The sequence below is a fragment of the Nocardiopsis sp. CNS-639 genome, assembly GCF_000381685.1.
In the GTDB taxonomy this organism is placed as follows: Bacteria; Actinomycetota; Actinomycetes; order Streptosporangiales; family Streptosporangiaceae; genus Nocardiopsis; species Nocardiopsis dassonvillei.
Genome location: NZ_KB906855.1, coordinates 590,318 through 612,928, shown reverse-complemented (window position 1 = coordinate 612,928; position 22,611 = coordinate 590,318). Strand labels below are relative to the sequence as shown.

Genomic DNA, 22,611 nt, shown 5'->3' with positions numbered 1-22,611 from the left:
TCCTTTTCTCGGCGTTCTCGTCGCGGTTCTCAGGGCGTGGAGGGCCAGGGGTCGTCGGCCGGGGCCAGGCCCACCTGCGCGAGCAGCGCCCCGACGACGTCCCCCGGCCGGTCGATGAGGTAGAAGTGCCCGCCGGGGAACCCCGCCGAGCGGAACTCCCCGTGGGTGACCGCGGCCCAGTCCCGCGCCTCCTCCGCGGTCACCTCCGGGTCCTCGGTGCCCCGGACGGCCAGGACCGGCGTGGCCAGCGGCGGCCCGGGGCGCGGGCCGTACCCCTCGATGAGCGCGTAGTCGGCCCGGATGGAGGGCAGGACCAGGTCGCGCACCTGCTCGTCGCCGAACAGCGCCGGATCGGTGCCGCCGAGCCTGCGCACGTCCTCCAGCACGGCGGCCTCCCCTCCGGCGGAGACGGCGGTGTCGCGCTGCGTCCGGGGCGAGGGGCGGCCGGACACGACCAGGGACCCCAGCGCGCGACCGGTGCGCGCCTCCAGCGCACGCGCGACCTCGTAGGCGACGGCGGCCCCCATGCTGTGCCCGAAGAGCACCAGGTCGGGGCCCGCGGCCGGGGCCAGCGCCTCGGCCAGCGGCCGTACCAGCCCGTCCATGTCGCGGGCCGGGGGATGGGCGATGCGGTCCTGGCGCCCGGGGTACTGCACGGCGTGCAGCACGGCCCGGTCCGGCACCAGCCTGGCCCAGGGGCGGAAGAAGCCGGCGGTCCCGCCGGCGTGCGGGAAGCACACCACCGAGACGGCGCCGGGCCCGGCCGGAGCGCTCAGACGGCGCAGACCGGCCGCGGTCGCCTCAGGTACGGACACGGCGGTGTTCCTCCTCGGCCTCGGACGGCACGCGTGCGCGCAGCTCCTCCAGGGAGAGCGGCACCGGTTCGGGTTCGTGCAGCGGCTCCGGCCGGCCCAAGGGGGCGGAGGCCTCCTGCCAGACCCGGGACAGGGTCAGGTGGTACTGCCCGCGGCGCAGGGCGTCCTCGGCGGCGTCGGCCGCCCGGCTCAGCTCCGCCAGCCCCAGCTCGGCGGCCCGCGGCCAGAGCCCCGTGAGGATCTCCCGGTACCCGGGCGCCGAGGCGGGTCCCCACGGCTGGACGCTGGGCAGGTCCAGATGCGCGGCCTCGGCGTCGCCGTAGTCGGCCAGCTCCCGGCCGGAGCGGGGGAAGTGCGGCCGGGGACTCCACAGGACCGGGCCGTGGGCGTTGGCGAGCAGCAGATGGCCGCCGTCGGCCCCCGCGGTCACGCGCAGGAGGACGTGGGCGTGGTTGTCGGGGTCGGCGGGGTTGAGCTGGTTCTGCACCCGCAGGGTCACCGGGACCCCGCCGACCGCGCCCTCGACCGTGCGGAACGGCCCGCCCGCCCCGGTGGCGTCCGCGCCGGTCGCGGCGGTGAAGGACCAGGGTCGCCACCGGCCCACGGCCGCGCCGACGACGTCCAGGGCGTGGTAGAGCACCTGGAGGCCGCAGACGACCTCGACGTAGCGCAGCGGCTGGAGCGAGCGCAGCGCGCGCACCCCGCCCAGGAAGCGGCGCACCGGGGCGACCCGGTCGTAGTGGGTGCTGACGCGGTAGGCCGCCCCGCCCTCGCGGGCCGCGCCCAGGGTGGCCGCGAGTTCGTCGTGGTGCAGCGGGCCCTCCTGGATCACGTGCACCCCCCGGCGCAGCAGGGCGCGGGCCAGCTCGCTGCCCGGTCCGCCGTTGACCCCGGCGTAGACGGCGACGCAGGCGAAGCGCACGCTCGCGGGCAGGTCGTCGACGGAGGTGTACAGGGGGACCCCGGCCGCGCGGGCGCACTCCGCCGACCTCGCGCTGCCCCGGGCCAGGACCCCGGCCAGGCGCAGGTCGGGGTGGTCGCGCAGGGCGGCGAGGTAGACGCGGCCGAAGCCGGTCCCGCACACGACGGTCTCGCCGCGCCCGTCTCCGGTGCCTGTCACAGGACCCCCTCCTCGACTCCAGAGTGCGCGTCATCGTCGTCGGTGAGGCGCAGGAACGCGACTCCGGGCGCGTCCCGCAGGCCGTCGAGGACCCCGGCGGTCGGCAGCGCCTCGCCCGCCCAGTGCGTTCCGTCCGCCGCCCCGCCCCCGGCCGCGAACCGCACCGCCAGGGCCGCGGCCTCGGCGCTCAGGGCCGGGCCCGCGCCGGTGAGCGCGAGGACCCGGGTACGCTCACGGCCGCCGATCCGGCCCCCGGCCCGCAGCACCAGCGCCTGGTACTGGGTGCGGCCGAACACCTCCAGGCCGGAGGCGCGCACGAGCAGGTCCGCCAGGGCGTCGGGGTCGGTGACGCCCCGGCCCCGCGTCCCGGCGAGCGCGTCGGTGGTGCGCGTCCCCTCGAAGACGTGCCACCAGTCCAGGCGCTCCAGGGACAGGGCGCGTGCCAGGCGCTCGGCCTCGGGGCTCAGGAAGGGGTGCAGGGACACGGGCCGGGGCAGGAAGGGCAGCCGCGCGTCCGCCTCGGGCCGCAGGGCGCCCGCGACACGGCGGCCGCCGCGCCAGGCCGCCAGCGAGCGGTCCGCGCCGGAGGCCAGCCCCGCGACGTAGTCGCGCGCGGCCGCCGGGGTGAAGCGCTCCAGGCCGCCGGAGTGGACCGTCATGTCCGTCACCCGGTCGAAGCCGTCGGCCAGGACGCGGGGCAGCAGTGTGCTCAGCCCCGGCAGCAGGCCCGCCCCCAGCAGGGCGCAGCGGCCCGGCGCCGGGGCGGGGTCGTCCGGTCCCGCGGGGGAGAGGTGGTCGCGTCCGTCGTCCCCCACTGACACGTAGTGGGCGCCGGCCGCGGCCGCGGCCCGCAGGATCCGGTCCCCCAGGAGAGCGGAGGGGCCCGCGCAGTTGACCACCACGTCGTGGGAGGAGCAGAACTCCGCCAGCCCCGCGGGGTCCTCGGCGTCGACCACGCGCACGGCCGCCCCGGGGGGAGGGTCGGACAGGCGGCCGGGGTCGCGCACGCCCGCCGTCAGGCGCGCCCCGGTACCGGCCAGCCGCGCCAGCAGCGCGGAACCGACCGCCCCCGCACCGCCGAGTACGCCCACGCGGGTCATCGCGGCCCCCTCCGTCCCGTGCCGTGCGGCGCGCGTCGGCCCGCCGCGAGGAGGAGCCGCGCGGTCGTGTCCACGTGCGGCTCGCGCAGACAGGAGAAGTGGTCCCCGGGCACGTCCTGCACCGTCAGCTCGCCCAGGCACAGGTCCCGCCAGAACCGCGTCATGTCCTGGCGCAACCAGGGCAGGAACCTGGTGTCGGAGGCCTCCCGCAGGAAGACGGCGTCGCCCGCGTAGGGCTGGGGCCGGTGCGCCGCCACCGCGGCCATGCTGTGGCGGTACACCGGGTACAGCGCCGCGACGTCCTCGCCCGCGAGCCCCGGACCCACCGCTTCGGCCATCGTCTGGAAACGGGCCGCGGCCCCCTTGTCGGCGAGGGCCCGGAACGCCCGCGCCGCGTCGGCCAGGCCCTCCTCCTCGGGGAGCCGGGCCAGCGCGCCCTCGGGCACCCGTCCCGGCGTCCGCGCCAGGACGGCGTCGAAGGCCCGGGCGAGCACCGCGTCGTCGGGGTAGCCCAGCTTGGCGGTGTCGGCGCCCAGCACTCGGGCGAAGACGAACTCCAGGACGAGCTCGTCGCGGACATCGTGGGGCAGCCGGTAGCTGCTGATGATGCTCAGGCTGGCCACGTCGGCCCCGGCCTCGGTGAGGTTGCGCGCGACCTCGGTCGCCAGCAGCCCGCCCATGCAGTAGCCGACCACGTGGAAGCGGTCCCCCTCGCGGAGCAGGGACTCGGCGTAGTCGGCGGCCAACCGGTCGATGTGCCCCTCCGGGGGGTCGTCGTCGATCCGGCCGCCGTCCAGCGCGATCCCCAGGAGCGGGCCGTCCGCGGCCAGCAGGGGCGACAGCGACCGGTAGGGGTTGAGCGTGCCCGTGCCGTCGTGGACCAGGACGCGGGTGGCCTCCGTGTCGGATCCGCCCGTGCCCACCAGTGAGAACCCGGGGGAGCGCCGTCCGGAACCGGCGGGCGCGGCCGTCCCGGCGTCCTCCCCCAGGGCCGCGGCGAACCCGGAGACGGTGGGGTGGTTGAGCAGGGTCCGCAGGACGGTGTCGTAGTAGTGGGCCCCGACCTCGGGGACGCTCTCGCGCATCCGCCCGGCGACCTGGGCGATGAGCAGGGAGTCCCCGCCCAACTGGTAGAAGTCCTCGTTGCGGCCCACACGGGAGACCGGCAGCAGGTCGAGCCAGACCCGCGCGATCCGCTCCTCCAGGCCTTCGCGGGGCTCCTCGGCGGCGTCTCCGCCGCCGCCGGAGGCCCCGGGCAGCGCCCCCGCCAGGCGTTCGGCGTCGACCTTGCCGTTGGAGGTCAGCGGCAGGGAGTCCAGCACGGTCACGCTCGCGGGCACCATGTGGGCGGGCAGCGCGGCGGCCAGTCGCGCGCCCAGTTCGGCGGGGCGCGGGTGCGCCCGGTCGCTCTTGTACACGGCGGTGAAGACGTGCTGGCCCAGGGAGTCGGCGGGGTCGTCCGGGCCGGGCAGCACCGCCGTGGCGTCCGCGCCCGACTCCGCGAGCAGCCTGCTCCACTGCGCGACGGACAGGAAGGTCTGGTCGGTGCCCCGGCGCTCGTCCCGGTAGTCCCACTCCCGCGGGTCGTCCTCGGGCATCATGAACTCCATCGAGGTCATGATCTGGAGGTTCTCCCGGGTGGTCTCGATGAACACGAGCCGCCCACCGGGAGCGAGCAGGCCCGCGAGGCGTTCCAGCACCTGCCCGGCGTCGCGCGAGTTGTGCAGCACGTTGGCGGCGACCACGACGTCGTGGCTGTTGGGCGCCAGGCCCTGCTCCCTCGGCTCCCGGTTGATGTCGAACAGCCCGTAGTCCACCCACGGCAGGTCGCCGTGGCGGGCCCGGGCCTCGTTGAGGAAGAACTGGGAGACGTCGGTGAAGGTGTACCTGACGTGGGCGCCGGTCAGGCGCGGGATCAGCTCACTGCTGGTGCCGCCCACGCCCGCGCCGACCTCCAGCACCCGGCAGGGCCGGTCGGGGCCGAAGGCCGAGGCCGCGCCGACCACGCTCTCCACCGCGGCGGCGTTGACGTAGCGGCTGATGACGTTGTCGCGGTAGGCGGCGTGGGAGACGTCCACACGCCCCTCGGGGAACAGCAGGGGCAGCGGGTCGGTGTCGTCGCGCAGCAGTTCGGGCAGCCGCAGCAGGCTCTGGCGGAAGTAGTCCAGGAGCAGCCGGGGGTAGGCGTCCTCGCGCTGGAGCCGCATCGCGTGCGCCCAGGCGCGGTCCCGCGCACCGGGGTCGAACGGGAGGCCGGCGCTGAGCAGGTCGCCCTCCCTGCGCAGCAGTCCGTCGCGTTCGAGCGCCAGCAGCCAGCGGCGCAGCAGCCGGTGGTGGCGGGGCGCGGCGGCGGTGGCGTCCGCGATCTCGTCCACTGTGTGCCCGCGCCCGGGGTCGGCGAGGACCCCCTGGGACGCCAGGGCGTGCAGCATGCCCTGGCGGCAGGCGTCGTCCAGCCGGGACATGAACGCGGCGGTCTCCTCCGGGTCGACGTCGCCGACGGCCGCGGAGGCGCGGGCGTGCGCCCGCGCGCGCTCGGCGCCGAGGTCGGGGCGGACCGCGCCGGGAAGCGGGGCGGGTTGGACGAAGGCGGCGAGCCTGCGGGTCAGCGGGCTGTCCCCGACGGGGAGCACGACGGCCGCGCCGACCTCCGGCGCCTCCATGAGGGCGGCCTCGACCTCCCCGGGTTCGATGCGGTGGCCGCGCACCTTGACCTGGCGGTCGCTCCTGCCCAGGAACTCGATCGTGCCGTCGCCGCGGTAGCGGCCCAGGTCGCCGGTGCGGTAGAGGCGCTCCCCGCTCCCGGGGCGGGTCACGAACCTGTCCGCGGTCCGCTCCGGGTCGCCCAGGTAGCCCGACGCCAGTCCCGCCCCGCCGATGTACAGCTCGCCCGGCACGTGGTCGGGGCGGTCGCGCAGGGCGTGGTCGAGGACGTGGAAGGTCTGGTTGGCCAGCGGCCTCCCGTAGGGGATGGAGGCCCAGGCGGGGTCGACCTCGTCGACGGGGAAGGCGATGGACCACACGGCCGCCTCGGTGGCTCCGCCGAGGGAGACCACCCGCAGGCCGGGCGCCCGGCGGCGGATCCGGTCGGGCAGGGCGACGGGGATCCAGTCCCCGCTGAGCATGGCCAGCCGCAGGCTGCCGACGTCCCGGCCGCCTCCGGAGGCGAGGTGGTCCTCCAGCATCTGCATCTGGGCGGGTACGGAGTTCCAGACGGTGACACCGTGGCGCTCGACCAGCTCGGCCCAGTGGGAGGGGTCCCCCCGCCGGTCGGCGTCGGGCAGGACGAGGCAGGCCCCGGCGCCGAGGAGCCCGAAGACGTCGAAGACCGACAGGTCGAAGCCGAGGGAGGCCAGGGCGATGCCGCGGTCGTCGGCCGTGACGCCGAAGCGCCCGCGCACGTCGTGCAGCGTGTTGAGGGCGGCCCGGTGGGAGACCATCACGCCCTTGGGCCTTCCGGTGGAGCCCGAGGTGTAGATGACGTAGGCCAGGTCGTCCGGGCCCGCGCCGGTCGGGTCCGGCACGTCCGACGGTTCCGGGACGGAGTCCGCACCGTCGTCGTCCACGGTCAGGACCCGGGCGCCGGTACCGGCCGCGGCTCCGTCGGCCGTCCACGGCTGGGCCAGGACGAGGCCCGCCCCGGCGTCGCCCAGCAGGAGCCCGCGGCGGGCCGCGGGCTGCCGGGCGTCCACGGGAAGGTAGGCGCCTCCGGCCAGGAGGACGGCGAGGACGGCCACGACCTCCTCCCAGCCCTTGTCCATGACCACGGCGACGACGTCCCCGCGGCGCAGCCCCTCCCGCCGCAGCCGGTCGGCCAGGCGGACGGCCCGGGACAGGACCTCGCCGTGGGTCAGGACGCGTGTTCCGCACACCAGGGCCGGGCGCTCGGGGTGGGCCCGGGCGGAGGCGACGGCGTCCTCGTGCAGCAGCCCCTCGGGCAGGGGAGCGGCGGTGTCGTTGGCGGCGAGCCTGGTCCGGGCCTGGTCCGCGGGCAGCGCCACCGGCGCGGCCTCGTCCCAGGCCCCTCCCTCGGCCAGGCGGCCCAGGAGACCGTCGAAGGCGGCGAACATCGCCTCCACGACACCCTCGCGCAGCACTCCCCGGCGCACGTCCCACCGTGCCGACAGGCGGCCCTCCTCGGCGACGGCCTGGGCGTCGATCCACACCTGGGGGGTCTGGCTGCGCCCGTAGGTCGGGGTGCCGAGGGTCCCCGGTTCCCGCTGTTCCGCCTCCTCCATCCCGACGGTGCTGGTGAAGACGACCGGCATGAGGGAGGCGCCGGGGCCGCGTGTGCGGGCCGTCTCGCGGATGACCTCGACACCGCTGAAGGAGCGGTGTTCGAGGTCGGTCAGGAGCTGCTCCTGCGCGGCGCGGGCGCGCCCGGTGAAGGAACCGGCGGAGTCGGTGTGCAGCTCCAGCAGGTTCACGGAGGTGAAGTCGCCGACCAGGCGGTCCACGTCGGGGTGGTGGGCGTTGCGGTTGAGCAGGGTGAGGTTGAGGCAGAAGGCCGGTGCGGCGCTCCAGGCCCCGACGACCTCGGAGAACGCCGCGAGGACGGCGGTGGACGGGGTGATGCCGCGTGCCCGGGCCTGTTCCTGGAGGCTCCGCCAGGCGTCGGGGTCCAGCCCGGTCTCCCACCGGTCGAACCGGCCCGGCGCACCGCGGGCGGCCCCGGGAAGCACGGGGAGCTCCGGTCCCGGGGGGAGGCTGTCCACGCGCCGCGCCCAGTAGGCGCGGTCGCGTTCGTACACGGGCCCCTCGCGCAGGCGGTGCTCGGCCAGCAGGTGGTCGCGGAAGGTGATGCCGAGCTCCGGCAGTTCGGCCTCCGGGTCGCGGTGCAGGAGGTCGAGTTCGCGCACCAGGACGCGCACGCTGGCGTAGTCGGCGGTGAGGAAGTCGATGGAGACGTGCAGGAGGTCGCCGTCGTCGGCCCGGGTGACGCGCACGTCGAACATCGGCCACGTGCCCGGCTCGTAGACGCGGTGGTCCATCTGCTCCCGGACGCGCAGGCGGCGCGCGCGCACCTCCTGCGGGGGCCGCCCGCGCACGTCCTCCACGGCGACGGTGTACTCGGGGACCTCGGGCCGCACCCGCTGGTGGCCTTCGGGGTCCACGACGGCCCTGAGCATGTCGTGGCGGCGCACCAGCGCGTTCCACGCCCATTGGAGGCGGTCGGGGCGAAGGTCGCGCACGGGCATCTCGGCGTAGACCTGGCAGGGGGAGCCGCCGTAGTCGAACGCCCCTCCCCGGCCCAGGAGGTAGGAGGACTGGACGTCGGTCAGCGGGAAGGGGTCGTGGCGGCCCTCCGCGTCGTGGCGGACCGCGTCCGAGGCCTCCTGGAGGCAGGCGATCAGCCCTTCCCTCCGCGCGCTCAGGCGCTCGCGCAGAGCCGGGTCCAGGACCCCCCGGGGCGCGCGGAAGCGCAGCCGTCCCTCCTCCACCCACAGGTGGACCCCGAGGTCGTGGAGCTCGGCGAGGAGCTGTGCGTGGCCTCCGTTGTCGGAAGTCATAGGGTTCCTTCCTCGAACTCGTGGTCGGCTGAGGACGGGCCGCGGTCCAGCAGGGCGGCCAGGCCCCGGACCGTGGGCGCCTCGAAGACGCGGCGCAGGGGCAGTTCGGCGCCGAAGCGGCGGCGCAGGGCCTCGGTCATGCGGGTGGCGAGGAGGCTGTCCCCGCCGAGCGCGACGAAGTCGTCGTCGCGGTTGACGGTGTCCAGGCCGAGCAGGTCGGCCCAGATGTCGGCCACCGCCCGTTCGGTCGCGCCCTCGGGCGGTGCGCCCGCGGCGGCGGCGTTCCCGGCCTGCTGCCCGGCCAGGGCCGTCAGGGCGGCCCGGTCGACCTTGCCGTTGGCGTTGAGCGGCATCCGGGGCACCGTCACCACGTGGGCGGGGACGGCGTGCTCGGGCAGCCGTTCGGCGAGGAAGTCCCGCAGCGAGTCCGGAGCCTCCCGGCCCTCCACGGCGGTCACGAACGCGACCAGGCGGGGTGAGGGTGCGGGGGAGACCACGACCGCGGCCGTGCCCACTCCCGGGTGGGCGCGTGCGGCGGCTTCGACCTCCCCGAGTTCGAGTCGGTGGCCCCGGATCTTGATCTGGTGGTCGTCGCGGCCCAGGAACTCCAGTCGTCCGTCGGGCCGGTAGCGTCCCTGGTCGCCGGTGCGGTACCAGCGTGTGCCGTGTTCGTCGGTGACGAAGCGGGCGGCCGTCGTGGCGGGGTCGCCCCGGTAGCCCACGGCCACGCCCGCGCCGCCGATCCACAGCTCGCCGGGTACCCAGTCGGGGCGGTCACGGCCGTCGGGTCCCACGACCCGGAAGCACTGGCCGGACAGGGGGCGGCCGTAGGGGATCGAGGGCCAGTCCGGTTCGAGCTCCCCGACCTCTTCGTAGTTGGACCAGATCGCGGCTTCGGTGGCCCCGCCCATCGCCACGAAACGACAGTCCGGAGCCGCCCGCGTGACCTGCCCGGGCAGGTCCAGGGGCACCCAGTCACCGGAGACCATGACCACCCTCAGCCCCGCCAGGGACTCCGGTGCGCCGACGGCCGCTTCCACGAGCATCTGGGCGAGGACGGGGACGGTGTTCCAGACCGTCACGCCGTGTCGGCTGACGGCCCTGCACCAGGCGGCGGCGTCCCGCCGCTGCTCCTCGGTGGGCAGGACCACCGCGCCGCCGACGCCGAGGAGGCCGAACACGTCGAAGACGGACAGGTCGAAGTCCAGTGCCGACACGGCGAGGACGCGGTCGTCGGGGCCGATGCCGAAGCGTGCGCACACATCGGTCACGGTGTTCACCGCCGCCCGGTGGGTCACCTCCACACCCTTCGGTTCGCCCGTCGAGCCGGAGGTGAAGATCACGTAGGCGGACGCGTCCGCCCCGACCCGGGCCGGTCGCTTCCAGGGCTTCGCCGCCAGGGCGGGGCCCAGGTCGTCCAGGACCAGTGCGGCGTCGGCGCGGTGGAACATGCGTTCGCGGCGCAGGGCGGGTTGGTCCACTCCCACGGGTACGTAGGCGCAGCCTGCGGCGAGGACGCCCAGGACCGCCGCGATCTGGTCGGGGCCCTTGGGCAGGCTCACCGCGACGGTGTCGCCGGGGCGGGCGCCGTGTTCGTTCAGGTGGGCCGCAGTGCGCAGGGCGCGTTCGGCCAGTTCGGCGTAGGTCCACCGGCCCCCGTCCCAGACCACGGCGACGCGGTCGGGTTCGCGTTCGGCCCAGGCGAAGAAACCGCCGTGCAACAGGTCCGAAGCCGGACGCACCGGGGTGTCGGCCGCGATCCGGTTCACCCGCTCACGCGTGAGGAGCTGCTCCGGCGGGGGAGTGTGCACCGGACGCCGCGTCCAGTCGCCGTCCAGCAGTTGGCGCAGCACGCGGCCGTAGGCGTCGAACATCGCGTCCAGCACGCCCTCGGGGAACAGGCCCGACACCGCGTCCCACACCAGGGCCAGACCGCCGTCGCGCTCCACCACCTGGTGGTCCAGCCACACCTGCGGCGTCTGGGACACACCCCAGACCGGCTCGGCGAAGGAGGGGCGTACGGCCGCGTCGCCCGTTCCGGTCGCGCCTATCGTGCTGGTGAAGACCACGGGCATGGACACGTCCAGGGAGCCCCGGTGGCGGGCCAGTTCGGACAGGACCCATCGGGCGGTGACCTCGCTGTGGTCCAGGTCCTGTCCCATCCGGCGGTGCAGGCGCGTGACGCGCTCGGCCCAGCTGTCCTCCGGTTCGGGCTGGTAGCCCGCCAGGAGCAGGGAGGTGAAGTCGCCGACCAGGGACCCGACGTCGGGGTGGACGTCGCGGCGGTCGAACAGGGTGAGGTTGATCGTCAGGTGCGGGTTCGCGCTCCAGGCGCCGAGCGTCTCGCAGAACGCCGTGGCCAGCACGGCCGAGGCGGTGACCCCGTGGGCCCGGGCCGCGGCGAGCAGGGCCTCCCGTTCGCGGGTGTCCAGCCACTGCTCGCGCCGCTCGAAGCGCGGGGCCCGCACGAGAGAGGGGTCGGTCGCCAGCGGCAGCTCCGGCGGACCGGGCAGGGCGCGGACCCGGGCGGCCCAGTGGCGTTCGGCGCGTTCCCGTCGCTCCGGGGACGGGTGCACGCCCAGCACGTAGTCGCGGAAGGTGAGCCCGAGCGGTGCCAACCGGGCGTTCGGGTCGGCGTAGAGGCGGTCCAGCTCGCCCAGGAGGATCATCGCGCTGAGCGCGTCCACGGTGAGCGCGTCGATGCTCAGGCCCAGACGGACCCTTCCGCCGCCGTAGCGCACCGCGCGCAGGTCGAACAGCGGCCAGGTCTGCGGGTCGATGAGCTGGTGGGACATGGCCGCGCGCAGGTCCGCCAGGGCCTGACCGGCGTCCTCGTCGGAGGCGTCGGTGACCGGGACGGTGAACCGGGGCACCTCGGGGAGGACGCGTTGGCGTCCGTCCGGGGTGAGCACGGCCCGCAGCATGTCGTGACGCAAGATGAGCAGGTTCCAGGCCTCCTCCAGCCGTGCGAGGTCGATGTCGGCACCGTCGTACTCGGTGTAGAAGTGGCAGTCGACCCCGCCGAGCGCGAAGTCGTCGCCGCGGCCGATCCGGTACGCCTGCTGCACCGAGGTCAGCGGGAACGGTTCGTGGCGCTCCTCGGGGCGTGCGACCGGAGCGCTGAAGCCCGCTTCGCCGGTCCCGTCCCGCAGTCCCCGGGCGAACTCCCGCAGCGAACCGGCGGAGAACAGCAGGCCCAGGTCCGCTCCGCGCAGCCCCCGGTCGTTGAGGCGGACGATCATGCGGGTGGCGAGGAGGCTGTCCCCGCCGAGCGTGAAGAAGTTGTCGTCGCGGTTGACGGTGTCCAGGCCGAGCAGGTCGGCCCAGACGTCGGCCACCGCCCGTTCGGTCGCGCCCTCGGGCGGTGCGCCGGTCGCGGCGGTTCGTCCGACCTGTTCTCCGGCCAGGGCCGTCAGGGCGGCCCGGTCGACCTTGCCGTTGGCGTTGAGCGGGATCCGGGGCACCGTCACCACGTGGGCGGGGACGGCGTGCTCGGGCAGCCGCTCGGCGAGGAAGTCCCGCAGGGCCTCCGGTGCCGTGCTTCCTCCGGTCACCGTCACGAACGCGACCAGGCGGGGTGAGGGTGCGGGGGAGACCACCACCGCGGCCGTGCCCACCCCCGGGTGGGCGCGTGCGGCGGCCTCGACTTCTCCCAACTCCAGCCGGTGGCCCCGGATCTTGATCTGGTGGTCGTCGCGGCCCAGGAACTCCAGTCGTCCGTCGGGCCGGTAGCGTCCCTGGTCGCCGGTGCGGTACCACCGCACTCCCCGCTCGTCGGTGACGAAGCGGGCGGCCGTCGTGGCGGGGTCGCCCCGGTAGCCCACGGCCACGCCCGCGCCGCCGATCCACAGTTCACCGGGTACCCAGTCGGGTCGGTCACGGCCGTCGGGTCCCACGACCCGGAAGCACTGGCCGGACAGGGGGCGGCCGTAGGGGATCGAGGGCCAGTCCGGTTCGAGCTCCCCGACTTCCTCGTAGTTGGACCAGATCGCGGCCTCGGTCGCCCCGCCCATCGCCACGAAACGGCAACCGGGGGCCAGGTCCTCGATGCTCCGGGGCAGGTCCAGCGGGACCCAGTCACCGGAGACCATGACCACCCTCAGCCCCGCCAGGGACTCCGGGACACCGGTCGCCGTCTCCGTCAGCATCTGGGCGAGGACGGGGACGGTGTTCCAGACCGTCACGCCGTGTCGGCTGACGGCCCCGCACCAGGCGGCGGCGTCCCGCCGCTGCTCCTCCGCGGGTACGACCACCGCGCCGCCGACGCCGAGCAGGCCGAACACGTCGAAGACCGACAGGTCGAAGTCCAGTGCCGACACGGCGAGCACCCGGTCGTCGGGGCCGATGCCGAAGCGCGTACACACATCGGTCACGGTGTTCACCGCCGCCCGGTGGGTCACCTCCACACCCTTGGGCTCACCCGTGGACCCCGAAGTGAAGATCACGTACGCCGACGCCTCCGGGGAGACCTCGGTCGGGCCGTCCCACGGCCGCGTCTTCGACACCGGTTCCAGGTCGTCCAGGACCAGTGCGGCGTCGGCGCGGCGCAGCATGCGTTCGCGGCGCAGGGCGGGTTGGTCCACTCCCACGGGTACGTAGGCGCAGCCCGCGGCGAGGACGCCCAGGACCGCCGCGACCTGGTCGGGGCCCTTGGGCAGGCTCACCGCGACGGTGTCGCCGGGGCGGGCTCCCCGCTCGCTCAGGTGGGCCGCGGTGCGCAGGGCGCGTTCGGCCAGTTCGGCGTAGGTCCACCGGCCCCCGTCCCAGACCACGGCGACGCGGTCGGGTTCGCGTTCGGCCCGGGCGAAGAAACCGCCGTGCAACAGGCCCGCACCGGCGGCCACACCGTCCGTCAGCGGCGAGGCGGCCATGGCGGCCTCGTTGACCCGTCTCCTCACCGCCAGGTGGTCCCGTGTCGGTACGGCGACCACCGGTGTCGACCAGTCGCCCGCCAGGACCTGTTCGAGCACGCGGCCGTAGGCGTCGAACATCGCGTCCAGCACGCCCTCGGGGAACAGGCCCGACACCGCGTCCCACACCAGGGCTAGACCGCCGTCGCGCTCCACCACCTGGTGGTCCAGCCACACCTGCGGCGTCTGGGAGATCATCCACCCCGTCTCACCCAGAACCTCGCGGACCCGCGGTTCGATCAGCTCGCCCATGCCGACGGCGCTGGTGAACACCACGGGAGCGGGGGCGGGCGGCCCGCCCCGCCGGGTCAGGTCGCGCAGCACCTCCACACCGCTGTAGTCGGAGTGGGCGACGTGCTCGCGCAGACACGCCTGGGCGGCGGCCACCCGGTCGGCGAAGGAGGCGGTGCCGGTGAGGTCGAACGCCACCAGGACGAGGTTGGTGAAGTCGGCCACGACCCCCTCGACACCGGCCCCCGCCCCGTCTAAGGCCTCGCGGTCGAACAGGGGCAGGTTGAGCAGGAAACGGGGTGTGGCGCTCCACGCGCCGACCACCTCGGCGAACGCGGCGGCCAGGACCATCGGCACCGTGGCCCCGTGCGCCCGGGCGAGTCCGGCCAGCCGTTCCCGGCGCTCGGGGCCGAGCCACTGCTCGCGCCGCTCGAAACGCGGAGCACCCGCCCGGGCGGGATCGGCCGCCAGCGGCAGCTGCGGCGGACCGGGCAGTTCGGGTACCCGCGACGCCCAGTAGTCGCGGTGCGCGTCACGGGAGGGGGCCCGGCGACTCTCCCGCGCGGCGAGGTAGCTCGCGAAGTCCGTGCCGAGCGGGGGCAGCTCGTCCCGGGGGCTGCGGTAGAGCTCCGCGAGTTCGACGAGGGCGATGCGGATGCTCTGGACGTCGGTGGCCAGCAGCTCGAAGTTCAGGTGCAGCCGGTGCCCGCCGTCCGGCAGCAGGGAGAGGCAGGCTGCGAGCACCTGCCCGGAGGCGATGTCCAAAAGGCGGTGGGAGAGGCGCTCCCTGCGCTCCTCCAGGCGCCGGTCGGCCTCCGCCTGGTCGAGGTGGCGCAGGTCGTCGGTCTCCAGCGGCTCCACGCGGGGCTCGGGGAGGACCCGTTGCCCGCCGTCGTCGGTGTAGGCCGTGCGCAGTGCGGGGTGCCGCTGGATCAGCGCGCGCAACGCCCTCTCCAGGCGCCGGGGGCGCAGCCCGCGGCCGTCGAGTTCGACGTAGAAGTGGCAGGCGACGCCGCCGAGGACCTGGTCGTCGCGGCGTCCGATCCAGTAGGCGTGCTGCACGGGCGTCAGGGGGAAGGGTTCGCCCTCGGCCGCGGCCGGACCGGCTCCGTCCGGGGAGCCCGTGCCGGGCGAGAGCGCGAGCAGTTCGGTCCACGCGCGCACGGTGGGGCGGGCGAAGAGGTCGGGGAACCGTACGCCGAACCCCTTCGCCCTCTGGTCGTTGGCGAACTGCATCGTGCGCAGTGAGTCGATGCCCAGACCGATGAGGTCGTCCTCGGGTCCGACCTCGGAGAGGGGGCGGCCCAGCAGCGCGGCCACCGTCTCGCGCACCTCCTCGACGTCCACCGGTCGGGAGGGGGCGGGCGGTGCCGGCGCGTGGGCCCCGGGGGCGGGTGCGCCGGTCGCGGCGACCGGCAGGAAGTCCGTGTGGAGGGCCCCGTCCAGCGCGGAGTGCAGTATCCGCGCGGGCACCGGTGCCTCCGCGTCGTCGCGGTCCGCGACCGCGCCGCGCGGCAGCACGACCACACCGTCGGGGACGAACCCGTGGGCGTCGGCGGTGGCCGCGCGCACCCGGCGGGCGGCCGACCGGTGGTCGCCGCCGTGCCCGTCGTCCTCCACGAGGACGTACACGGGACCGCCGTGGAAGGGTTGCAGGACACGGACCCGAGAGGGCGACAGGGAAATGCTTCTGCCGATCCCGGCCTCGATACTTCCAATTCCGTGCCGTTTACCCTGGACGAGGACACAAAGCGTGTCCGCGTCTCGTTCGCTGTTTAACACATCGCCAATCGTGCCAAGTGCGGAGTGGGTCTTCAACCCCCTAATCCGGTTACCCGGAGGCCCGGAGAGAAAACACCGCCATGCTTGGCCTTAACCATTCAGGGGCCTCGCGCCGGCCACCGGTACCTCCTGCCGGGCGGGCTCCGGCCTGTGCCGACCGGAGGAGGAGCGCCCCTGCTCAGAGGGCTTTCGACCGACACGGAGAACCCTTTTCCGTGTGCTTCGCCGGGGCGGCGCGCACGGGCGTGGAACCGGCCGCGGACGTTTCCGTGCGCCGGTCCGGCCCGCGTGGGCCCCGCCGGGCCCGGGTCCGCGCCGACGCACGGGCCGGGGTGGCCGTGAGCGGGTCAGCTCCTTCGTGCCGGTCCGTCATCGTGGACCGAATCCCTTACGGAACAGGGGACCGCGGTGGTGGCGCCGAGGTCCGTGTGCTGAGCCGCCGGAGCCGCGGCGGGCGAGTCCGCGGGTGCGATGACCTGCGCGGAGTCCCCGGGGCGGGTTCCCGACGGTGGTGCGGCGATCGGCGGGGCCGTTCCGGTGGGACGGGCGAAACCGCTTTCCTTTTCGTTACTCAGAGTAGGGAAAGCGACCCAAAGAAGTGAAACGCAAGGGCCAATCCTATAGTTCCGGGCAAACGGCGGACGAGAAGCAAGGGAAGGCATGCCTAATTTATGCAAACCTTGGTAGCCATATGGGCACTTGCGCCTGAACAGAGTCTTCATATATTGAATTATGGTAGACCCAGAGTGCGCCAGGGAGGTGCCTGCGATCATTTCCTCATATAGAGAAAAACCTCCGGTCCCAGAGCCCGGTGAGATCGGGGGGCCCGAGGAGGCATTCGCGCTCGGAGACGAATACGTCGAGTGCCTCGGAAAGATCATCAACAGCCACGTGCGCAACGAGAGGGCCGGAGCGGCCGCGTTCGACGAACCCTCCATCGCGCACGCGCCCACCGCCAAGGACAAGTGGCTGGCCTGCCGGATGGCGATGGAGGAGTACGGCCACCACCTGCAGTTCAACAAACTGGCCGCCGCGCTCTCCCTGGAGGACCCCTACACGCGTCCGCCCCTGACGGTGTTCGAGGAGGAGCTGTCCAGTTGGCCGGAGTACGTCCTGTCCAAGGCGCTGATCGACCTCGCCGAGATCGTCCTGATGGAGGACCTGTGCTCCTGCTCCTACCGGCCGCTGCGCGACCTGTGCGTCTCCCTGATGCCCGAGGAGCGCTTCCACGTGCGCTTCGGGCGGGACGGCTCGCGCAGGCTGGCCCGTGACCCCGCCCGACGCGGGGAGATGCAGCGCGTCGTGGACGGCATGGTCCCGGTCACGATGACCTTCTTCGGGCGCAGCGACTCGCCCAACAACGCACGGTTCCGCCGCTGGGGGATCAAGCGGCTGACCAACGACGAGTGCCGGCGGATCTTCTCCGAGCGCGCCCGGTCCATCGTCGAGGACGATCTGAACCTGGTCTTTCCCGAGGTGAAGCAGACATGGAACGGCTCTATGAACTGAACCGTCCCCCCGAGGACACCGAAGCCCTGCTGGGCGCGGGCGGCCCCCGGGTCGGTGCGCTGCTCCGCGGCCTGTGCGGGGGTAGGGCGGTCCCCGTCGCGGGGAGGGGCCGGGCGGTCGGCCTGGCGGAGGCGCTGAGCCTGGCGGACCGGGTCGACCCCGCGTGGGTCGCCGGTGTGGAGCGACGCAGTGACCGCGCCCGGACCCGTCTGCTCGACGCCGGACGCGGCGCCGACCTGGAACTGGCACTGCACATGACCATGCTCCTGTGCACGCCCTGTCTGGACCCCGCGGACGACGAGGACGTGGACGCACACGCCGTCTCCGGCGCCCTGCTCTGGCTCGCCTGCCGACTGGTGGGACCCGCCCTGTGCGGCGACCCCGACCGGGAGGGCCTGGAGTCCCTGTTGGCGGACGGTTGGTGGCCGCTGGGCCGTGTGGACGGCGCGCTCGTGGCCACCGCCTACCGCGGCCCCGGGACGCGTGCGCTGTTCGCCGCGCCCGGGCCCGAGGCCGCGCACACCCGGGCGCGCACGTGTTGAACCTCGCCCACGACCTGTCCCGCCTGTGCGGGGAGCGCGGATGGCGCGACCGCCCCGCCTGCCTGGAGGACGGCGCGGTCTGGACGCACGGCCAGGTGCACGCGACCGCCGCCCGCTGCGCCGCGGTCCTGGCCGGGCGCGGGGTCGGACCGGGCGACCACGTGCTGCTGGCCCTGCCGGACGGTGCGGCGTGGGTGGTGTCCTTCCTCGCCTGCGCGCGGATCGGGGCCGTGGCGGTCACGGTCAACCCCGACCTGTCCGGGCGCGAACACCGCTACATGGCCTCGGACTGCGCTCCCGTGCTCGTCCTGGCCGAGGAACACCTGCACGAGCGGTTCCCGGACGCGCCCGCGCTCACCGGCGCCGCCCTCCTGGCGGAGGGCGCGACCCGCGCCCCCGCCCCTCCCGTGCCGACGGGCCCGGACGCCCCGCTGTACGTGCAGTACACCTCCGGGACCACCGGACAGCCCAAGGGGGTCGTGCACCGGTGCGCCGACCCCGCCTCGTACATGGAACTGGTGGGGCGTCCCGTGGCGGACGTGGGGCCGACGGACGTGACCCTGTCGGTGTCGAAGATGTTCTTCGCCTACGGCTTCGGCAACGCCTTCGTCTTCCCGCTGCTGTCGGGCTCGGCCGCGGTGTACACCGCCGGGCGGCCCGGGGCCGCCGAGGTCGCCGGCCTGGTGGCGCGGCACGGTGTCACCCTGCTCTACGGGGTGCCCTCCTTCTACGCCAACCTGGTGCGCGAGGCCTCGCCCGCCGACCTCGCCAGCCTGCGCCTGGCCGTGTCGGCGGGGGAGCGGCTGGCGCCCGACCTGGGGGAGCGGGCGCGCGGCCTGCTCGGAGTGCCCCTCCTGGAACAGCTGGGATCGACCGAGGCCGGGCACGGCTTCTGCTCCAACACCGTCTCGCGCGACGTGCCCGGCACCGTGGGCCGCGTCCTGCCCGGGTTCCGCGTCCGGGTGCTGGACCGCGACGGCGCCCCCGTGGCCCCGGGCGGCACCGGCGAACTCCACGTCACGGGGCCCACCCTGATGCAGGGCTACCTCAACCTCCCCGAGGACACGCGGCGGACCCTGCCCGAGGACGGCTGGCTGCGCACAGGCGACCTGGTGACCGCGCTCCCGTCCGGGGACCTGGTGCACCGGGGCCGGACCGACGACCTGGAGATGGTCGGCGGCATCACCTTCTCGCCCGTGGAGGTGGAGGACCTGCTGCGGTCCGACCCCCGGGTGCGGGAGGCGGCGGTGACCAGCCTGCCCGACGAGCGGGGAGCCACCCGCCTGCACGCCTTCGTGGTCCCGGCCTCCTCCGCGGACTCAGCCGAGACGCTGGAGAGCGAACTCATCGACGGTCTGCGCGGACGGGTCGCCCCCTACAAGGTGCCCCGGAGCGTGCGCCTGGTGCCCGACCTGCCGAGGACGCCCACGGGCAAACTCCGCCGGTTCCAGCTCCGGGCCTCCCTGGCGGCCGCCTCCCGGCACGACCCCGCGCAGAGCGCCCCCGGCTCGCCGCCGGCGGGCCCCGCCCCACTCCCGTAAGCAGTGAGAACGGCTCGGAGAGCCATGCACACGTTGCTCATCGACAACTACGACTCCTACACCTACAACCTCTTCCAGCTGATAGCGGCCACGACCGGGGTCGAACCCGAGGTGTGCCGCAACGACGACCCGCGGCTCCTGGGCTCCGGTCCCGACCCCGACGCCGTGGTGGTCTCACCCGGCCCGGGGCGCCCGGACCGGCCCTCCGACCTCGGACACGCCTCCGCGTTCCTGACCCGCACACGCGCGCCCGTGCTCGGCGTGTGCCTGGGCCACCAGGCCCTCGGCTGGCTGGCGGGCAGCCCCGTCGTCCCCTCGCCCCGGCCCAGGCACGGCGCGGTCGAGCGCGTCCTGCACAACGGCCGCAACCTGTTCACCGGCCTCCCCCAGGGCTTCCCGGCGGTGCGCTACCACTCCCTGTGCCTGCCGGACGGGGTGAAGGAGCACCTCGACGTGGACGCCCGGACCGAGGACGGCGTCGTCATGGGCGTCAGCGACCCCCGGCGCGCGTGGTGGGGGGTGCAGTTCCACCCGGAGTCGGTCGCCACCGAGCACGGCGCCCGGCTGGTGGGGAACTTCTTCTCGCTGGCCCGCCCCACGGCGCGCGGCGGATCGGTGCTCGGGAAGGGGAGGGCCGCCGACTCCGCGGTGCGGCGCGCGCCCTCCCCGGAGACCCGCCCCCGGACGCCCTGGCTGCTGCGGTGGCGGCGGCTGGAGCGCGCGCCGGAGGCCGAGTACCTCTTCCGCCTCCTGTTCGCGGACCTGCCGTACGCCTACTGGCTCGACAGCAGCCGCCCGGTCGAGGGGTTCTCCCGCTTCTCCTTCCTCGGGGCGCCGTCGGGGCCGGACGCCGAGGTCCTGACCTACGACGCCGGTGCGGGCCGCCTGCGCGTCGGCGACGGGGAGGGCGTCCCGAGGCACACCGAGGAGGGGTCGGTCTTCGACCTGCTGGAGGCGCGCCTGTCCGCCGCGCGCACCCCCTCCCCACGCGAGCTGCCCTTCGACTTCAACGGCGGTTACGTGGGCTACATGGGCTACGAGGCCAAGGCGGACTGCGGGTCCCCCAACCGCCACACCGCGCACACCCCGGACGCGCTGTGGATGTCGGCCACCAGGACCGTGGCCGTCGACCACCGGGACGGCGCCACCTGGCTGCTGGCCTCCTGTCGCGACCTGCCCGCCTCGGTGGAGGCGGCCGACCAGTGGCTGGACAGCGTCCAGGCGCTGGCGGGGGGAGGCGTGCGGCACTCCCGGCCCGCCCCCGCGGCCCCGGACCCGGTGGAGCCGACGCCGTTCCTGAGGCGTCGGCGCGCGGGGTACGTGGCGGACGTGCACTCCTGCCTGGAGGAGCTCAGGGCGGGGGAGAGCTACGAGATCTGCCTGACCAACGAGGTCAGCCTCCCGTGCTCGGGCGACCCCTTGGAGACCTACCTGCGTATGCGCCGGGCCAATCCGGCCCCCTACGGGGCCTTCCTCCGCGCGGGGCCCGCGAGCGTGCTGTGCTCGTCACCGGAGCGCTTCCTGCGGGTGGACGAGGACGGCACCGCCGAGTCCAAGCCGATGAAGGGGACCGCGCCGCGCCACCCCGATCCGGCCGCCGACGCCCGGCTGCGCGCGTCCCTGGCGCGGGACCCCAAGACGCGCGCGGAGAACCTCATGATCGTGGACCTGGTCCGCAACGACCTGGGACGCGTGTGCGAGGTGGGCGGGGTGAGCGTCCCCCGCTACATGCAGGTCGAGTCCTACACCTCCGTGCACCAACTCGTCAGCACGGTCGAGGGCAGGCTCAGGCCGGGGGTGGGGGCCGTCGGGGCGGCACGCGCCTGCTTCCCCGGCGGATCGATGACCGGCGCCCCCAAACTCCGCACGATGGAGATCATCGAACGCCTGGAGGGACGGGCCCGCGGAGTTTACTCGGGCTCGCTGGGGTACTTCGCCCTGAGCGGGGCGGCCGACCTGAACATCGTCATCCGCACGGCGGTGGTCGCCGACGGCCGGATGACCGTGGGAGCGGGGGGCGCCATCGTCCTGGACTCCGATCCCGAAGCCGAGTTCCAGGAGATGGTCCTCAAAGCCCGGGCCGGACTGTGCGGAACCCGGGCGGACGAGACCGGACCGGCCGACTCCGAACCCGGATCCTCCCCGCGGCCGTCGCGCGCGAGCCGCGACACCGCGCGGTGACGGCCAGCGTTCCCGCCCCGCTCTCCCATCCGACCGGCCAAGCACGAGGAGCCGTTATGACCTCCACCCATGAGCACGTCGACCAGCTTCCCGTTCCCTGCGCCCCGGAGAACGGCCCGCCCCTGATCCCCCTGTGCGACCGCGAGCACGAGACCATGGTGGTCGGGCCCGACTCGCCCGGTACCGAGGCGACCCTGCGCGCGCTGCGCTCCATGGACTGCACCGCGGGCGTCCTGGCCCACTTCGACTGTCCCGCCGAGGCCATCGCGCACCTGGGTCAGCGCAGATGGGACTTCGTCTTCCACGTCCGCCGGTCCGGCGCCGAGGACACGGCGGCCCTGCGCGAGGCGGCCCGGGGGGCACGGGGCAAACACCTGTCCGTGCTGTCGGCGTCCGACCGTTCACCGGGGTGCCCGCTCAACGAGACCGGCACGGACGCCCTGGTCTCGGTGGACGAGCTGTCCCCGGCCGACCTGCACTTCGCCTTCTGGCAGCTCGAACGGGGCCGCGTCTACCTTTCCCCCGGTCTGGTCGACCGGGCCGCCGCCCACGGGCGGCGCCTGCACGGCGTGCCGGGTCCGGCCACCCGCCTGACCGAACGCGAACGCCAGACGCTGGCCCTCATGGCGCGCGGGCTGGAGAACAAGGAGATCGCCGCACAGCTGCGGATCTCCCTGCACGGGGCCAAACGCAACGTCGCGCAGGTCCTGACCAAGCTCGACTGCACCAACCGGACCATGGCCGTGGTCAAGGCGATGAGCGGGACGGCGTGCGGACTCGACCACCTGGCGCGGGGGAACTGAGGCGACCCCGGGTCCCGTACCGGCGCCGCCCCGGGCCCGGCCCGTCGAGGCGCGGCGGCACGGGCGGTACCGTCCCGCGCGTGTCCGCGCCCGCCCCGGCGGCGTGCCCTTCCGGCACCGGCCGCCCCGGGCGTCAGTCGCCGTCCTGTTCGAGGTCGAAGCGCTCGCGTGCCCGCTCGATCTCGGGCGTGTGCGCCGAGATCCAGTCGAGCAGCACGTCCACCGGGTGCCGGAGCGTCTTGCCCAGCGGGGTGATCCGGTACTCCACGGCGACCGGCCGTGAGCCGACCACCGCGCGGTGCACGATGCCGTTGCGTTCGAGGCGGCGCAGGGTCGCGGTGAGCGACTTCTGGGTCACCGAGGGGATCGCGCGGCGCAGTTCGTTGAAGCGCGAGGGGCGCTCGCAGAGCACGTTGAGCACCTCCATCGACCACTTGTCCAGGATCTGGTTGAGGAGCTCGCGGTGCGGCGCGGTGATCCCGATGTCGTCGTGGGCTGTCTGCCCGGTATCCGTCATGACACCTGGTTTCGTTGAAGTTTCCTTTTGATACCAGGTATCAACATTAG

General features: G+C 74.5%; 11 protein-coding genes. 5 read left to right on the top strand and 6 right to left on the bottom strand.

Annotated features, from left to right (window positions below; translation table 11 throughout):
• Positions 1-29 precede the first annotated feature (29 nt).
• From G011_RS0105305 to G011_RS0105285, 5 genes are read right to left on the bottom strand one after another with little or no spacing between them, the layout of a single operon-like run.
• The gene (locus G011_RS0105305) at positions 30-815 is read right to left on the bottom strand and encodes a thioesterase II family protein (protein ID WP_019607589.1); all 786 of its coding nucleotides are present in this window, start codon (positions 813-815) and stop codon (positions 30-32) included.
• Positions 802-1,935, bottom strand: coding sequence for a Gfo/Idh/MocA family oxidoreductase (locus G011_RS0105300; protein WP_019607588.1), 1,134 nt, complete (start codon positions 1,933-1,935; stop codon positions 802-804). The genes G011_RS0105305 and G011_RS0105300 overlap by 14 nt, the downstream gene beginning before the upstream one ends.
• The gene (locus G011_RS0105295) at positions 1,932-3,035 is read right to left on the bottom strand and encodes an NAD(P)H-binding protein (protein WP_019607587.1); all 1,104 of its coding nucleotides are present in this window, start codon (positions 3,033-3,035) and stop codon (positions 1,932-1,934) included. Before G011_RS0105295 ends, G011_RS0105300 begins: the two co-directional genes overlap by 4 nt.
• Positions 3,032-8,545: a non-ribosomal peptide synthetase gene (locus G011_RS0105290; RefSeq protein ID WP_019607586.1), complete on the bottom strand. Its 5,514-nt coding sequence runs from the start codon at positions 8,543-8,545 to the stop codon at positions 3,032-3,034. The genes G011_RS0105295 and G011_RS0105290 overlap by 4 nt, the downstream gene beginning before the upstream one ends.
• Positions 8,542-15,318 (bottom strand): non-ribosomal peptide synthetase, encoded by a 6,777-nt coding sequence (locus G011_RS0105285; protein ID WP_019607585.1) that lies wholly within the window; start codon positions 15,316-15,318, stop codon positions 8,542-8,544. The genes G011_RS0105290 and G011_RS0105285 overlap by 4 nt, the downstream gene beginning before the upstream one ends.
• Before the next feature lie 1,041 nt (positions 15,319-16,359).
• On the opposite strand from G011_RS0105285, the gene G011_RS0105280 reads away from it, so the two are divergent.
• Genes G011_RS0105280 through G011_RS0105260 form a run of 5 tightly spaced genes read left to right on the top strand, consistent with a single transcriptional unit; the run spans position 16,360 to position 22,044 of the window.
• Positions 16,360-16,977, top strand: a complete 618-nt coding sequence (locus G011_RS0105280; protein WP_019607584.1) for a Phenylacetic acid catabolic protein — start codon at positions 16,360-16,362, stop codon at positions 16,975-16,977.
• On the top strand, positions 16,956-17,519 hold the full coding sequence (locus G011_RS0105275) for a hypothetical protein (protein WP_019607583.1): 564 nt from the start codon (positions 16,956-16,958) through the stop codon (positions 17,517-17,519). Before G011_RS0105280 ends, G011_RS0105275 begins: the two co-directional genes overlap by 22 nt.
• Positions 17,513-19,060 (top strand): AMP-binding protein, encoded by a 1,548-nt coding sequence (locus G011_RS0105270; protein WP_231391380.1) that lies wholly within the window; start codon positions 17,513-17,515, stop codon positions 19,058-19,060. The genes G011_RS0105275 and G011_RS0105270 overlap by 7 nt, the downstream gene beginning before the upstream one ends.
• A 24-nt stretch (positions 19,061-19,084) precedes the next feature.
• Positions 19,085-21,241 carry an aminodeoxychorismate synthase component I gene (pabB, locus tag G011_RS0105265; RefSeq protein WP_019607581.1) on the top strand — a complete coding sequence of 719 codons (2,157 nt, stop codon included), beginning with the start codon at positions 19,085-19,087 and terminating at the stop codon, positions 21,239-21,241.
• Positions 21,242-21,297: 56 nt separating this feature from the next.
• Entirely contained in the window at positions 21,298-22,044 is a 747-nt protein-coding gene (locus G011_RS0105260; RefSeq protein WP_019607580.1) for a LuxR C-terminal-related transcriptional regulator, read from the top strand.
• Between the two features lie 133 nt (positions 22,045-22,177).
• On the opposite strand, the gene G011_RS0105255 is transcribed toward G011_RS0105260, so the two are convergent.
• Positions 22,178-22,561: a helix-turn-helix domain-containing protein gene (locus G011_RS0105255; protein ID WP_019607579.1), complete on the bottom strand. Its 384-nt coding sequence runs from the start codon at positions 22,559-22,561 to the stop codon at positions 22,178-22,180.
• Positions 22,562-22,611: the final 50 nt, after the last annotated feature.